The sequence below is a fragment of the Methanospirillum hungatei JF-1 genome (assembly GCF_000013445.1).
Taxonomy (GTDB): Archaea; Halobacteriota; Methanomicrobia; order Methanomicrobiales; family Methanospirillaceae; genus Methanospirillum; species Methanospirillum hungatei.
In genome coordinates, this window is sequence record NC_007796.1 from 1,859,423 (window position 1) to 1,874,316 (window position 14,894).

Consider the following 14,894-nt stretch of genomic DNA (forward strand, 5'->3'; position numbering starts at 1 on the left):
TTCTCATGTAACTATAGAGACCCCTATATTACCGGAGGAAATCACCGAATCATAAAAAATACGAACAGAGGAATGGCAGAATACAGATGTCAGAAAAAAAATTAAAGGATCATATCCCCGTTTTCACGGGTCTGAATCCGTATGGCTTCTTCAACCGGAATAATAAAGATCTTACCGTCCCCGGTATTGCCGGTAAATGCACTTTCACACAGAATATTAATTATCTCCTCCACATGTTCATCCTCCACAACCATCTCTACCTTCACCTTGGGCATAAAATCATAAAGAGATTCGATATTATACTGGTTTATCTCCCTTGATGTCCCCCGGTACCAGATATCATAATTGATCATCGAACCATGGCCCATGGCTTTCATAGCATTTCTTACATCATTGATCTTCTCAACCCGTACAAACGCTTCGACTTTTTTCATCCACAGGAATAGAGATTTAAAAGTAAATATTATTTTCAGTAAAATAATATAGAGATATAAATTAAACTATATTCCTCACAGAGACATCAGAGATCCTATATGGAATTGTTAAGGGAATACAGACCCCAGAGATATTCATCGTACCGCATTGGTTCACCCCCTAAACCTGATGCCATATGAACAATGATTCCATTATAACTGGCTTTGATCTCTCCGGATATTACCAGAATTCTGCAGGTTTCCATCCGGTAACGGAATACAAAAAATCACCAGAATCAGCCGACATCCATTCTGATGGTATCATCTCACACGATCCATCCACACTTATGAGCATTCTTGATGCTGCCCCGGTAGCCATTCAGATTGTCGGTCCTGAAGGGACATTCATCGATTGTAACCGGCAAACCCTGGAATTATTCGGAGCACGGGACCTGCACGACATTGTAGGAAAACCACCATCCCTTCTCTCTCCCCCGGTTCAGAAAAACGGGGAGGACAGTCAAAAGGCCTCTTTGACCCAGATTCAGGAGGCGTTTTCTGGGAAAAGAGTTACTTTTTCATGGGACCATAGAAAACTCTCCGGTGAAATCTTCCCAGCTCGGGTGACATTAAACCAGATACATTACGAAGGAACACCCTGCCTGATGGCCTCTGTTATCGACACCAGCGAACTTGTGGCACAACTGGATGAGATCGCAAGTCTTGTGAAAGAATCGCCATATGCAATCTTCTCTATGGATCCATCCCTTCAGATACGTGATATCAACCAGGCAGGAGTTACGATAACCGGGTATACGCATACACAGGCATGTTCAATGAATTTCAGAGATCTCTCATTCCTCGAATCACATGGGAAGAAGATCGAGGACGCAATTCAGACAAAAAAACCGGCACATGGGAGAGCAATACTCCAGACCCCACAGGGTATCAGATATCTGAAGACCTCCTATATCCCAGTGCTCAGTCAAAAAGAAGAGATATCGAAAATATATGCCGTCTTTGCAGATCAGACCTCACTCATTGAGAAGATGAATGAAGCAGAAGCCCTGATCCAGGAAAATCCTGCAGGAATCCTGACTGCGGATTCAGAAGGCAGGATACTCTCTGTTAACCAGGCATTCATTGATATCTGTCGGATAAATCAGGATAAACTCCTGCAGATGAGGTTAGGAGATTTTCTCATTACAAAAAAGGAAGGAGCAGGACTTAAAGAGGCAATGGCCTCGAAAAAACCTGAGAAAGGTAGGATTACCGTAGATTTTGGCTCACACAGCAGAATTCTTGATTCTACATACATTCCGGTCCTCAATGTGAATAAAGATATAGAAAAATTGGTCCTCATGTTCATTGACTGTACCGAAGTACAACAGCTTATCGAATACCTGGACCATTCGGTGACAGCCATCTCTCAGGATATCACTAATCTTGCATCCGGAAAGACGGATTTTGCATCAAAGGCAATAAAAGGGAACGAGTATACGCAAAAAGCAGAAAAAAATCTGAACACCATCCATGAATCCATTAACTCAACAAGGCTGGCACTTGAACACATTATCAAAGATATTGACAGAACAACTGATGCTGCATTATCAGGAGATCTGTCATTCAGGGCAGATCCATCCGTACACCAGGGAAATTTCCAAAATATAATAGAGAAACTCAATAATACCCTTGATGCCACCCTTACTCCGGTTGCCGAAGCCATGTCAGTCTCCCGTGAATATGCCAGATATAACTTTACCGCACGGTTTAACCCCGGATTAGAGGTAAAAGGTGACTGGGTCGCCTTTAAAGACGCTCTGGACCAGACAGGGAATGCAATTTCACATGCCATTTCTCTCCTGAACCAGAAAATCAGTGAACTTTCAGCAAGCATTGAAGAAGCAAACTCAAGTGTTGAGGAGATCACCTCCGGATCACAGGAAATTGCCTCTATCATGGAGAATATCAGTAAAAATAGCGAGTCAGGAGATTCTTCAATCGCCCAGATCATCCGTGCCATGGAAGATCTCACCCGGACGGTCAGTGAGGTCTCTCACAAGGCAGATCGTGTTGCAGTACTATCACAAGGGGCAACCGTATCAGCAAAACAGGGAATGGAACGAGTCAGACGATCAGAACAGTCAATGTCTGAAATCATGACCGCCGCAGAACATGTCGATACCATTGTAAAAGACATTAATGCAGAGATGAATGAGATCGGAAAGATAGTCAGAGTTATATCAGACATAGCAAACCAGACAAACCTTCTCTCCCTGAATGCCGCAATAGAAGCGGCCCGTGCCGGAGAAGCAGGAAGAGGGTTTGCTGTAGTTGCATCTGAAGTAAAGTCTTTGGCTCAGGATTCACGAACGTCAGCCGAAAACATAACTGAGATGATCACAACTCTCCAGCAAAAAGCAAAAACCGCTGAGGATGCAATGGCCCAGTCGGTTCAGGTGGTTCATGATGGCAGTTCAGCCCTTGCTGAGACCGTTACCTCATTTACTGACATTGCACAGGCAATTGGTGACATTCATCAACATATTACTGACGTTGCAGCTGCTTCAGAAGAGCAGGCGGCATCAGTAGAGGAAGTTACCGCTAGTATGCAGGAAGTGGCATTTCTCACCCATAAAACATCAGAAGAAGTCATCAACACATCTGTCGCCATAAAGCAGACCTCTGCAGCCCTGGAACAGATCAGTGAAGTCGTAAATACGATTGTCGTCATCAGTGACGGAGTACATCAGGAAATATCCCGTTTTACCGTAGGGTAAGGTGAGCAGAATGACTCAACGATTGATGGATACAAAACCGCAATCAAAACCACGAACGGTGACAAGACAGGAGATGCAGGTTATCGAATTTAATCTTGGGACAGACAGATTTGCCATAGATATCCAAAATATTAAGGAAATCGTTGAATATACACGAATTCGACCCCTCCCTAACTCACCCCCCCCACATAAAGGGTATCATTGATCTTCGAGGAGAAATTACCACCATCATCGATCTGGCTCTCTTTATGAACCAGGCATCAAAGACATCAGAGGAGAAAAAACGCATTATTATTCTTGATATCATAGAGAAAAACCACAAACTTGGGTTCCTTGTAGACGATGTACATTCAGTCCTTGCCATAGACCAGAACCTGGTTGATTATTCTGTTCACCAGGGGCATGATGATGCCGGGCATATCCAGGGAATAATTAAAAAGAGATATGATGAGGGGCAAAATTTTCATACAGATCTCATCATATGGCTGAATATAGAACAGATTCTGCTTGAGATATAAACAGGATATGCATGCAGACATATCAAAAAATCCCGGATGAGATCCGACATCCCTCATGCATATCCAAAAACATTTCATCCCCATATCAAGCCGGAACTCCCCAGGCGACAAAACAGATCCTGTACGTCGATGATGAAGAGATCCTCCTTGAAGTTGGAAAACTTTTCATTGAACGATCCGGAGCATATCATGTCACAACCTGCAACAATCCTCTAAAAGCCCTTGAACTTCTCACATACAATTCATTTGATGCAATCGTTTCAGATTATGAGATGCCTGATATGAATGGGATACAGCTCCTCAAACAGGTCAGACGAACAGGAAACCAGATCCCTTTCATCATTTTTACCGGCAGAGGGCGGGAAAAGGTTGTAATTGCTGCACTCAATGAAGGAGCTGATTTTTACATCCAGAAGGGAGGTGAAAACAGATCCCAGTTTGCTGAGCTCGTTCATAAAATTACCGTTTCAATCGAACGCCGGGAAGTCCTGCTTGCACTTCAGGAATCTGAAAAGAAACTCTCAAATATCCTTGCAGCCCTTCCATATGCCACCTTTGCCATTGATGCCGAACACCGGGTAATTGCCTGGAATACCATCCATATATCCATATGAAGAAGGCAGCAGACTCTGAAAAGTATATAACCACATAAGCAAATACCTATATGCTAACGTATGGAGATATGTAACCAGTGTGAGGACTGTACAAAACTCTGCGAGATAGTTCCAAAGATGGCCGGAGTATTCAAAGCCCTTGGTGATCTGACCAGGCTGAAAATAATATATCTCCTCACCTGTGACACTACTGGAACCCTTGGAGTATCCGAGCTTGCATCCAGACTTGGCATCTCCCAACCTGCAGTATCCCAGCATTTAAAAACCCTCAAATCAGAAGGCATTGTTGATTCACGCCGGGACGGGTTTTATATCTACTATACTATCAACCGCGACCGGATGGTAGAATTCCGGGATAATTTTGAACTGATGTATTCGAGTGTCATGGGAAGATGCAACCGGGAACTTATCAGGAAATCCTCACCTGATCAGGAAATCCGGGCATGTGTCATCTATTATTCATACTCAGGGGTTACCCGCCATATAGCAGAAGAGATACGAAATGCCAGCGGGTGCGACATCATTGAGATCAGAACGAAAAAACCCTATTCTTCCTTTTCAGCATATACAACCGGAGTTTTTCGATCCCGAAAGATGGCATGTGACCCAATTGAACCAGATTCCATAGATGTTTCAGCGTATGATCTCATCGTTATGGGAACACCGGTCTGGGCATGGAAACCAGCCCCTGCCATGAATGCTGCCGTTCAAGCACTTAAGGGGTGTGAGGGGAAGAGAGTTGTCATCTTTACCACCTGTTGCAATCAGCCCGGTGAAGCCCTCCCCATTCTGAAGGAAGCACTGATCAGCCGGGGTGCCATCGTTGTCCTGGAGATCTCACTAACATCAGAGGACACAAAAAATCCTGATGCCGGGGGAGAAATTCTCCGAAGAATCATCCAGGCGGAACCATTCGGAGATACCACAAAAACACCGGATTCAGAGGAGAAATGAGCATGACAGATCCAAAACAAATTCTGGTTATCATGGGCAGCCCCCGGAAAGGGAACACGTTCCAGGCATGTGAAATGTTCAGAGAGTACCTGGAGCAGGAGATTCCGGTTCAATGTGAATATGTCTGGCTGAAAGACCTCACCCTGCACCCTTGCAGAGGCTGTCTTCTCTGTTTCACCAAAGGAGAACAGGCATGCCCCATCCAGAATGATCCTTTCAGGATTTCAGATGGAGTGTCCCATGAGTGAGCAGAGGATCTCTCCCGAGGATAGGCAGGAGCAGTACCGGGACCTCTTCAACACGACCATCGGTGAGGTCATCAGTCATGCTATCAGGATAATCGGGGCCGATCCTTCACTCATCATCCCTGCAGGAAAAATACTCCGGTACCAGAAGAAGGCAGCGAAAATCCGGGCCAAACACGAGAAAGAAGGACTCCAGGTCCCACCGGTCATGATCATCAGCATCACCTCACGATGCAACCTTACCTGTAAAGGCTGCTACATGCATGCCAGAAATGAGAATCCAAGAACGGAAATGAGACCGGATATCCTCACATCAGTCATTGACCAGGCTGCTGATCTCGGAGTCTCCATTCTTGTCATTGCCGGGGGCGAACCCCTTGTTCGGGCAGATGAGATATTCCGTATTGCACAGGCTCATCCCACAATCCTCTTCCCGGTCTTTACCAATGGCCTCCTCATAGATGAACAGATGGCTGACACCCTTGCATCATACCGGAATATCGTCCCCCTGATAAGTTTTGAAGGACTTCGGCATGAGACTGATGCACGGAGAGGGGATGGAGTATTTGACCGGCTTATTACTACTTGTCATCTGCTCTCATCCCGTGGCATCTTCTTTGGCTGCTCAATCACGGCTACCAGGGCAAATCTTGAGATTGTCACCGGTGACGTATTTATCAGGCAGATGACTGATGCCTCTATCAGGGTTTTTTCCTATGTTGAATATGTTCCCATGACACCAGGAACAATAGATCTGATCCTCACCCATGAACAGAAGCAAAACCTGCCAGGCATACTCACCCGTCTGAACCAAAAATACCCGGCACTCTTTCTTGGCTTTCCCGGAGATGAAGCATACTATGGAGGATGCCTTGCTGCAGGGCGTGGATTTGTTCATGTCAGTCCGTCCGGAGATCTCGAGCCCTGCCCGGCAGCATCATACTCTGATGCAAACCTGACTGAAATGCCACTGAAAGAAGCGCTGAGATCACGATTCCTTCAAAGACTGAGAGATATGCCAGAAGTGCTGACAGAATCAGCGGGCGGATGTGCCCTTCACGAAAACCAGGAGTGGGTGAGGGAAATTCTCTCAAAGACATAACTTTCCGCCGTCATCTGTCAGGAGCGGGCGGCGTTGATCTTCTCATAAAGCAGGAATCCCGATATCTCCAGCATCCGAACGGGACCAGCATCTCAAATCTGACCCCCTGACCCGGCACGCCGTTTTCGGTTATGGAAATCCCGGTAAATGAAAGTATCTCACGAATCAAAAATAATCCAAGACCGGTATTTTTCCCATGTCCTTTCTGGAATATAAGACCCTTTTCACTCTCTGCAACTCCTACCCCGTCATCACAATACACAAACCGGCACACATCTCCGGATATCTCATATGACAGGGCAATCCTGGTCACTCCTTCCCCATGCCGGATAGAATTTTCAATAAGATTATAGAGAACCTTCTCAAAGAGAGGATCAGCATAGATCTCCACCTTTTCTATCGGGATGGTAAGAGAAACTCCACCAGTAAGCGATTTGAGGACATCCTTCTGCAATATCTCATCTATTCGCTGCCAGACAGGCTCATGAACACCAAGATCCTGGTATTCCCGTGTAAAATCTATCAGGTGCTGGATATCTTTTCCAGATGAGAAGATGGTCTGCATCGTTGTTCTCCACTCTGCATCAGGATACTCTTCCAAAAGGATCTCACTATATCCGGTAATGACCATCACCTTATTCAGAATATCATGTCGTGTTATGCTGTTTAATAGACCAATCTGATGATTTGCTTTTGTCAATGCTTTATAAGCCCGGGTAAGGCTGTCGATATCATTGATGAGCAGTAAAATTGCGATATCTCCCTGGATGGTGATGTACCTGGTTGAGAGGATAGCATACCGCTCCTGACCGTCTGCAAGCCTGATACAGGTCTCATACTTTTCTCCAGGCTGCAGGGAGAGGATTTTTAAAAACTGATCCTCGTTATTGGCATCAGTGGAGAAAAAACCTAAATTTTGAACCTTATGCCCAAGCGAACAGATTTTTCCGACATCAAACCATTCTTCACACTGCCTGTTCATATCCAGTATAGTCCCGTCCTGCCGAAATATCAGCACCGGATCCGGAACCTCCTGGAAAATGGTAACAAACCGTTCTTCATTCTCACGAATGGCCTTTTCAGTCTCCTTCCGCTGCGTTATATCCCGGATAACATACAGAATACTATCAGGCCGGCCCTGATTATCATTAATTATCTCTGAATGACTTTCAATATACAATTCAGATCCGTCTTTCCGGACCGCACGGTACTCATGAACCCCCGTATTCGTTCCTGCTTTCAGTTGCCTGACATCATGTTTGAACCTGGCCCTATCAGCAGGGTGAATATGATCAAGAATCGGCATCCCATACGGTGACCGGTCCTTGTCATTATATCCAAACATCCGAACGGCTGCCGGAGAGACCATGAAAATCTTACCCAGCATATCCACCATCGTAATATTATCAGGAGAGGTTCTGATGATTGACCGGTATAACTCCTTATTCTTTTGAAGCGTCTGCTCCAGTTCTTTCTGATGGTTAATGTCAGTAAATCCACAGATAACGGCTTTTTCTTCCAGAATGGAGATTGGGTTGGCAGACAGATATGCCCAGAAAAAACGACCTCCCCGTGCAAGAAGTCGGGTTTCATAATCCACCAGTTTCTCATGATGATTTAGATAAGACATAATGTCATGAAGATCATCAGGACAGACAAAAAAATCCAGAATGGGTTTAGAAATTGCTTTCTCTTTTAAAATCCTGAATAGATCAGCAGCCCTGGTATTTAAAGCAATAATCTTCAGATCTGAAACACGAAAAATTACAGCAGGAAAAGGTGAATATTCAAGGAGGGTGGCATAATACTGTATGGTTTTTTTCATCTCACGAGGTCGGAACGATTGATAAAGGAACAAAATACCAAAAAAAGCGCAGGCTATGATGAAGAGAAGACCGATCAAAGAGATGAAATTATTTATATCCATAGTTCAGCCTTACATCTTCGTGAATTATCTACCCATCCTGCATTGTCATACCCCATGCCAAAAGACATGTATGAAAAGGGGAGGTATTTACACGGTAAACCCGCTTATCCCTCCATGAATCTCTTCGGCGTACCGCGCAACGGCTTCAATATGACCGGATATCTGTTCAATCGACCGGCAGGATGAAGCACAGGCCTCTGCAGATGACCCGGCATCCCGTGCTGTCTCCACCATCAAATCACCAATTCTCCGTGCCCGTTCATTCAGATCGCGAATCCTGCTCTCCTGCTCATGTGACAGTATCCCGGTCTCCCGGCTCATGGTAGCGATAACCTCAACCTCTCCGGCCATCTTTTCAAATAAATGAACCATTTCACATATGGCATGGCTTCTGGACTCAATCTCTCCCTGAACCTGTGAGACCTTATCCCGCACCTCCCGGAAGGCATCATGCAACGCCGCAAGCGTCTGGGAAATACTGGTTGTGGACTCTTTTGACTGCACAGCCAGATGCTTTACCTCACTTGCAACAACCGCGAATCCCCTTCCATAGCTTCCGGCATGAGCCGCTTCAATTGCTGCATTTATGGCAAGTAGATTTGTCTGGTTTGCAATGTCCGTAACTACCTTGATGATCTTCTCAATGCTGATCAGCTCTTCATGGATACGGGAAATCCCACTGTCCACCGACCCGGCTGCATCTGATATGGCGTCAATCCCTTCACGGCTCTGTGTTGCCAGCACCACTCCCTGCGATGACATCTCATGCGTTCTGGCAGATGTCTGGGCTACCTCCTGCACCTTCTCATTCATCCCGCAAAGCGCCTGCATGGCAGTATCTGCACTCATAACCATCTGCCTGACCTCATCCTGGACACTGACTGCCCGTTCAGATACGGCACTGGTGTAACAGGCAAGGGTCTCAGCCTGCCCTGAAACCGCTGCTATCTCCCGTTTAATCCCATCAGACTCTTCAGTCAGCACATCTGCTGCATTTCTGAGCACCGTGATACTTTCAGATACCTGAACCCCGATATTGTCAAGCGAACTTCGGATGGTAGTGAAATCCCCCGTCACCTCAAGTTTTGAACTCATATGGGCGGTAAAGTCACCAGATGCATACCGGCTGCTTACCCGGTCAATCTCCCCGACAACAGCTGAACACCAGATCCCGATCGAATCCATGGACTCTTTCATACTGGCAAAATCTCCGGGATATGCAATCTTCTCATCCATCCGTGAGGAGAATTCACAGGCTGCAAAGGCCTTCGCAACCCGTTTCATCTCAAGAAGGGGCGTATTGAGTCTGACCAGCATCTGATTCATTCCTGCAATCATCGCCTGATAATAACCGGAAAGACCTGATGTTTCCCCTTTCACGGTAAGATTTCCCTCCATAACCGACATCGTGAAGGATTCAACAGTTGCAATCATGAGCTGCAGACTATCCAGTGCCCCGTTCAGATCCTGAATGATACCGGTAAACGGACCTTCCTCTGGTGCTGATATGGAGAGCGGAATCCATCCTGAGTTCATCTGGGAGATTCCGTCAGTCAATGCCTGAAACTGCAGCTGTACCTGCTCCATCATGGTATTTACCGCCTGAATACCGGGCTTAAGATCCTCCGGACAGGATTCTATCTCCATCCGGTATGAGAAATTCCCTGCAGATATCGCTGATGCCAGCTGTTCCAGTGCAGAAGAAAGAGCAGAATTGTCAGGAGTATCTGCCTTATCATTAACCGGGGATATTAGTTCAGTTATGGTCAGAAACAGGACCGAACGCTTGAGGAGAACCACTTCACAGACCCGGACCGTAATCAGGTATGCGACCTCTAATACGGTATTTTCGTGAATAAACCGAATCTCTGTCCCGGGATGATTGTGAATGCCCAGTATTGCAGGATGCTCTGAGAGAGCGTCCCACTTCAGGATGTTATTATTCAGAAGAACATCAGCCGGGATGGGAATTGAGGACCCGGAAGATATGGAGAGGATAGTCCCATCCATCTCGGCGAGGATCTCACAGGATTCAGAAAGAGACCTCCTGATCGTATCATATGAGGGAAAGTCCGGCGGATTGTCCGGCTTGATAAAGAACACCAGCATGACCGGAACAGACTGGCCTTCAGGCACCGTAGGAAGGGCACGAACCTCATAAAACCCTGCCCCTGTCGGAAAGACGACCTCCGCTATCCCTGATGTTATCCGTCCGGAGAGAGCAGCATCCCAGACCGACTCGCCGGAGAGAAGAGACACCGGGAGGTTTTTAAAATGCATCCCTTTCATTGTCTCATTCTGAAACCCGGAGATACTGAGGAAGGCTTCGTTTGCATGTGAAATCGTCAGAGTGTGATCACAGAGGAGAACCGGAACCGGGAATGCATCAATGGAATCATCCCAGCATGAAAATGCATACGACCCCTGTGATATATGCTGAATAAACGAATCCGCCGCAGCACCTTGTCTTGAAACAACAGAATTATGAATCATCGGCATGCACCTGCCCTGCAAAAGAAGTGTGTAAAGCGTTCATCAGTTCCTCCCCTTTGTAAAACCGGTAACAACTCTTCGGAATACATATCTCAAACCTGGCACCTTTTCCATAGGTTCCATTCTCAGTAATGCTCATCCCGGTCATCCCCAGAATTTCCCGGGTGTAAAAAAGACCAAGACCTGAATTCCGGCCCACTCCCCGTTCAAAGATGACCTTCTTTTTATTATCCGGAATACCCATCCCGTCATCCTCAATGATGAGAAGGCCATTATCAATCCTCTCAACAAACCGAATTTGTATTGCAGAAACCCGGCTCCCGTGCATCAGGGCATTTTCAACAAGATTGATGACTATCTTTCCAAACATCGGGTCGGTATACACCTCAAGCGTCCCGGTGGAATGGAGGATGGAGACATTGCCAAATCCATGAGACTGGGTAATATTCTCGATGATACGGGAGATAGAAAGCCACTGGGGTTTTTGAATACCAATCTTCTGGTATACATCGGAGAACATCAGATGTTCCTGGATATTATTAAGAGAAATCCCCAATTCTTTTACATCAGGCGCAATCTCCGGATACTTGTGCGAAAGTTCAAGCAGATTATCATAATGAAAGAGCTGGGCGGTCAGTTCATTCCTGATATCGTGCCGGGTTATCGTATTGAGGATATCGAGTTTTTTATTCGTCCCAATCAGATTTTCCATCTCGTTATGCTCTTCCTGGAGGAGAAAGTGATGAAGAGCGTATGATATCTCCCGTGCAACATCCTGCACCATCGCCTGTTCGTCAGGATCCCGGGCATATTCAGGCTCGAGAGTCACAGATACAATGCCAAAGACCGTTCCTGCATGTTCCAGTCTGACCGTCAGGGTATGGGCATCATGATGACCTGAGTAGAGCGGGCATAATACGCAGGTCTCATCAGGAGCACAAATAACCGGGCCACTCCTGCTTTGCAGTGCCTTCTTGTAACAGGATGTCCGGTTCCCTGCCTGAAGATACGAGAGGAACCGGCCCATCTGCTCTTCAAGACCGGCATGATACACCCCGGTCACATTCCCATTTGCATCAAACAGGACGATACGCATGTTCTGATATCCGGGTTCAGAGGTAATCCTGCTGCAGAGACGGGCAAAAACCTCTTCTCTCCTTTCATTCCCATGAATGGTGTCAGATACCTCCCGAAGAACCTGAAATATCCGGGAGAGATGCCTGAGTTTTTGCTGATCCCGGTACTGCCGGTATGCCTTCATGACCTTATCAGATAGTTCTGCATACTGTGAACGAGGCTCTCCTCCCTTTTGTACGTAAAAGGTGGCTCCTGAATTGATTGCTGATACCGCAACACTTTCTCTTCCCCGGCCGGTAAAAAGAATAAAAGGAATATCACATCCATGACCTCTGATTGTTTGCAAAAGCTCAATTCCACTCATGTCCGGCATTTCATAGTCGGAGATGAAGACATCAACCGAATACACAGTCAGATGTTCAAATGCCTCCTGTACCGATGAACATGAATAGACCCGGATATGACCGGAGCGTTCAAGAAACGCCTTGGTGACCTCCAGAATATGGACATCATCATCGACATGGAGGACGTGGACTGGAAACAGGTGAGGTAATGAGTGGTACATTGGGATCACCCCAGTTTCCCGATCTTGTCTGCAAGTTCCTGGGCCAGATCCTGCTCTATGAACATGGCTGAAGCAAGACCAACCCATTTCGCCAGTTCCTTACAGTGTTCAGGGCCGATATCGGGAAAATTCAGACCCTGAAGATGAAACTTTGTCTGTCGTTCCAGGAGGGTGATTGCTGCAGGACCGAGATATTCAACCGCAATCTCAAGCACTGCATCAGAGGTTTTGCTCATAAAAATCCCCCGTCTACCAGTTACTCATGCTGGTAGTCCTGGTGCATCAGGATCTTCAGACTGGTAATCATCCGTTTGAATGATGAAGCAAGTTCTCCAATCTCATCGTTCCGATTAATTGAGATAGACACATTCGTATCCCCTCTGCTGATCTTATTTGCCGATTCTATCAGCATGTGAATGTCACGGATCATGGTCCGGGAGAATATGGCAATAATAAGTCCAGCACAGAGAATGCCAAGGAACAGAATCAGATAAATGGTCTGACCAACAAAGTCCATCCGGTTCTGTACAACCGCTGCATCCATATCCACACCAACAATACCAATAACCTCCCCCCTGGCATTCTTAATCGGTGCATACCCGGCAAGTACAGTCCCCCAGGGCCTCTCAACAAAGTCTTTTTCAACAGAGGGACCAGTAAATGCTGATATCATGGCAGGTGTCGGATTTGAGACGGGATTGCCAATTTTTACATCCCTTTTCCCGATATTATACCCGCTGTCTATGACATATTCCATCCCGTCACCCTGTTTTCTGGCGGTGAAAATCTTCACGATCTCATGATCAGCCTGGGACATATGGGCCAGTTGTTCAGCATTCATCAGATAGAGGATTTCAGCCTCCATTCCAGGTTTTAATTTGGCGATCTCATCTCCGTTCAGGTCTGCTGCAGTGAGAGAGGCAAGAGCCACCAGCTCCTGCTGAGTTGATTCCTGAATTTTATCAGTCGATGCACCGACGGTAAACAAAAATGTAAGTCCGGTAATAAGAATTACCAGAATAACAAAACCGGCGGTGAGTTTTGTCATAATTGAGTGCAGCATATCTGCCATAGAATTATTCTCTCCAAAAATTTCCGAATCACAGGCCGGAAAACATCCGGTCAGGATCGGAATGTATGCATATAAGATCATGTGCCGGTTCGATAATGATTCGGCATAGAGTCTATTGGTCGATATAGTGAGAATAGAGAACTATAAAGACATCATATTCCTCATGAGTACCCATATCTCTCTATATTCTCTATCGGAAACGGGGATAATACAGGGATGACAATGGATGACGGGATTTATCATGTCTCATACAATGAAAACTCCGGTTCTCCGGATGGCAGGAATCATATTCCTGCTCTGTGCTGTCTTCTGTGCCACTGCCCCCGTTATGGCTGAAGAGACGACGTTAAGTATCTCAGGCTCAACAACCGTTCTTCCGATCGCCTCTGCATGTGCAGAAGCATTCATGGATGCCCACCCTGATGTTGATGTTCAGGTTAGTGGCGGGGGATCTGGTGCTGGTATCAAGGCAATAGGCGAAGGTGTTGTCAGCCTTGCAATGGCATCCCGTGAACTGAAAGACGAAGAGAAGACCAAATACCCCAATCTTCAGACCGTTGCAGTCGCAAAGGATGGTATTGCAGTCATTGTAAACCCTGAAAACGCCGTAGAAGCACTTACTCTGAAACAGATCAAGGACATCTACACCGGGACCATCACCGGATGGCAGGATGTTGGCGGAGAGACCGCAAAGATTGAGATCGTCGGACGTGACAGTGCATCAGGAACCAGAGAGTTCTTCCTTGAGAGAGTCCTCAACAAGGAAGACTTCACCAAGTTCATGCTTGAAAAGAACTCCAATGGTGCGGTCCAGCAGTACGTATCCCAGACCCCGACCGCAATCGGATACGTCGGTATGGGCTTTGAAGATGGCGTAAAGGTCATTGAGATCACGGGCGACGATGGAAAGAATTCAAAACCATCAGTCGAGACCGTAAAGTCCGGTGCATACCCACTCTCCCGTGAATTATACTTCGTTACCGCCGGTGAGCCGGAAGGCCTTGCAAAAGAGTTCCTTGACTTTGTCCTGAGCGCTGAAGGACAGAAGATTGTCGAAGAACAGGGCTTTGTAAGCATCTAAAAGAATCATAAAGGATTACAATCCGAGGAGAGATAATTCTCTCCGTTCCTGTT

Annotated in this window: 14 protein-coding genes; 8 read left to right on the forward strand and 6 right to left on the reverse strand. The window is 46.4% G+C overall.

Features of this window, described 5'->3' with window-relative positions; genetic code table 11:
* Positions 1 to 101: 101 nt before the first annotated feature.
* A complete protein-coding gene (locus MHUN_RS08570; RefSeq protein ID WP_011448636.1) occupies positions 102 to 434 on the reverse strand; it encodes a P-II family nitrogen regulator in 333 nt (110 codons plus the stop codon).
* Positions 435 to 610: 176 nt separating this feature from the next.
* Between MHUN_RS08570 and MHUN_RS08575 the strand changes: the two genes are divergently transcribed.
* From MHUN_RS08575 to MHUN_RS08600, 7 genes are all read left to right on the forward strand, one after another.
* Entirely contained in the window at positions 611 to 3,193 is a 2,583-nt protein-coding gene (locus MHUN_RS08575; RefSeq protein WP_011448637.1) for a methyl-accepting chemotaxis protein, read from the forward strand.
* Between the two features lie 73 nt (positions 3,194 to 3,266).
* A complete protein-coding gene (locus tag MHUN_RS20015; protein WP_394296016.1) occupies positions 3,267 to 3,398 on the forward strand; it encodes a chemotaxis protein CheW in 132 nt (43 codons plus the stop codon).
* On the forward strand, positions 3,337 to 3,711 hold the full coding sequence (locus MHUN_RS08580) for a chemotaxis protein CheW (RefSeq protein WP_011448638.1): 375 nt from the start codon (positions 3,337 to 3,339) through the stop codon (positions 3,709 to 3,711). Before MHUN_RS20015 ends, MHUN_RS08580 begins: the two co-directional genes overlap by 62 nt.
* A gap of 11 nt (positions 3,712 to 3,722) precedes the next feature.
* Positions 3,723 to 4,325: a response regulator gene (locus MHUN_RS08585; RefSeq protein WP_011448639.1), complete on the forward strand. Its 603-nt coding sequence runs from the start codon at positions 3,723 to 3,725 to the stop codon at positions 4,323 to 4,325.
* A 60-nt stretch (positions 4,326 to 4,385) separates the two neighbouring features.
* Entirely contained in the window at positions 4,386 to 5,279 is an 894-nt protein-coding gene (locus MHUN_RS08590; protein ID WP_011448640.1) for a metalloregulator ArsR/SmtB family transcription factor, read from the forward strand.
* Between the two features lie 2 nt (positions 5,280 to 5,281).
* The gene (locus MHUN_RS08595; RefSeq protein WP_083758508.1) at positions 5,282 to 5,527 is read left to right on the forward strand and encodes an NAD(P)H-dependent oxidoreductase; all 246 of its coding nucleotides are present in this window, start codon (positions 5,282 to 5,284) and stop codon (positions 5,525 to 5,527) included.
* Complete coding sequence (locus tag MHUN_RS08600; protein ID WP_011448642.1) at positions 5,520 to 6,626, forward strand: radical SAM protein; 1,107 nt, start codon at positions 5,520 to 5,522, stop codon at positions 6,624 to 6,626. The genes MHUN_RS08595 and MHUN_RS08600 overlap by 8 nt, the downstream gene beginning before the upstream one ends.
* A gap of 10 nt (positions 6,627 to 6,636) precedes the next feature.
* Here the strand turns inward: MHUN_RS08600 and MHUN_RS17525 are convergent, their stop codons facing one another.
* The 5 genes from MHUN_RS17525 to MHUN_RS08625 form a co-directional block, all read right to left on the reverse strand.
* Positions 6,637 to 8,451 carry a sensor histidine kinase gene (locus tag MHUN_RS17525; RefSeq protein ID WP_158498197.1) on the reverse strand — a complete coding sequence of 605 codons (1,815 nt, stop codon included), beginning with the start codon at positions 8,449 to 8,451 and terminating at the stop codon, positions 6,637 to 6,639.
* Positions 8,452 to 8,640: 189 nt separating this feature from the next.
* Positions 8,641 to 11,046, reverse strand: coding sequence for a methyl-accepting chemotaxis protein (locus tag MHUN_RS08610; protein ID WP_011448644.1), 2,406 nt, complete (start codon positions 11,044 to 11,046; stop codon positions 8,641 to 8,643).
* Complete coding sequence (locus MHUN_RS17530; protein ID WP_011448645.1) at positions 11,036 to 12,688, reverse strand: ATP-binding response regulator; 1,653 nt, start codon at positions 12,686 to 12,688, stop codon at positions 11,036 to 11,038. Before MHUN_RS17530 ends, MHUN_RS08610 begins: the two co-directional genes overlap by 11 nt.
* A gap of 5 nt (positions 12,689 to 12,693) precedes the next feature.
* Positions 12,694 to 12,924, reverse strand: a complete 231-nt coding sequence (locus MHUN_RS08620) for a hypothetical protein (protein WP_011448646.1) — start codon at positions 12,922 to 12,924, stop codon at positions 12,694 to 12,696.
* A gap of 20 nt (positions 12,925 to 12,944) precedes the next feature.
* Positions 12,945 to 13,841 carry a HAMP domain-containing protein gene (locus MHUN_RS08625; protein ID WP_052288860.1) on the reverse strand — a complete coding sequence of 299 codons (897 nt, stop codon included), beginning with the start codon at positions 13,839 to 13,841 and terminating at the stop codon, positions 12,945 to 12,947.
* A gap of 160 nt (positions 13,842 to 14,001) precedes the next feature.
* On the opposite strand from MHUN_RS08625, the gene MHUN_RS08630 reads away from it, so the two are divergent.
* On the forward strand, positions 14,002 to 14,841 hold the full coding sequence (locus MHUN_RS08630; RefSeq protein WP_239441510.1) for a phosphate ABC transporter substrate-binding protein: 840 nt from the start codon (positions 14,002 to 14,004) through the stop codon (positions 14,839 to 14,841).
* The last annotated feature ends 53 nt before the right edge of the window (positions 14,842 to 14,894 follow it).

Bases quoted from the DNA above. Each gene is read 5' to 3' on its own strand.
- MHUN_RS08630 (WP_239441510.1), top strand. From the start codon at position 14,002: ATGTCTCATACAATGAAAACTCCGGTTCTCCGGATGGCAGGAATCATA.
- MHUN_RS08625 (WP_052288860.1), bottom strand. From the start codon at position 13,841: ATGATCTTATATGCATACATTCCGATCCTGACCGGATGTTTTCCGGCC.
- MHUN_RS08585 (WP_011448639.1), top strand. From the start codon at position 3,723: ATGCAGACATATCAAAAAATCCCGGATGAGATCCGACATCCCTCATGC.
- MHUN_RS08600 (WP_011448642.1), top strand. From the start codon at position 5,520: ATGAGTGAGCAGAGGATCTCTCCCGAGGATAGGCAGGAGCAGTACCGG.
- MHUN_RS20015 (WP_394296016.1), top strand. From the start codon at position 3,267: ATGCAGGTTATCGAATTTAATCTTGGGACAGACAGATTTGCCATAGAT.
- MHUN_RS08590 (WP_011448640.1), top strand. From the start codon at position 4,386: ATGGAGATATGTAACCAGTGTGAGGACTGTACAAAACTCTGCGAGATA.
- MHUN_RS17525 (WP_158498197.1), bottom strand. From the start codon at position 8,451: ATGAAAAAAACCATACAGTATTATGCCACCCTCCTTGAATATTCACCT.
- MHUN_RS08595 (WP_083758508.1), top strand. From the start codon at position 5,282: ATGACAGATCCAAAACAAATTCTGGTTATCATGGGCAGCCCCCGGAAA.
- MHUN_RS08610 (WP_011448644.1), bottom strand. From the start codon at position 11,046: ATGATTCATAATTCTGTTGTTTCAAGACAAGGTGCTGCGGCGGATTCG.
- MHUN_RS08575 (WP_011448637.1), top strand. From the start codon at position 611: ATGAACAATGATTCCATTATAACTGGCTTTGATCTCTCCGGATATTAC.
- MHUN_RS17530 (WP_011448645.1), bottom strand. From the start codon at position 12,688: ATGTACCACTCATTACCTCACCTGTTTCCAGTCCACGTCCTCCATGTC.
- MHUN_RS08570 (WP_011448636.1), bottom strand. From the start codon at position 434: ATGAAAAAAGTCGAAGCGTTTGTACGGGTTGAGAAGATCAATGATGTA.
- MHUN_RS08620 (WP_011448646.1), bottom strand. From the start codon at position 12,924: ATGAGCAAAACCTCTGATGCAGTGCTTGAGATTGCGGTTGAATATCTC.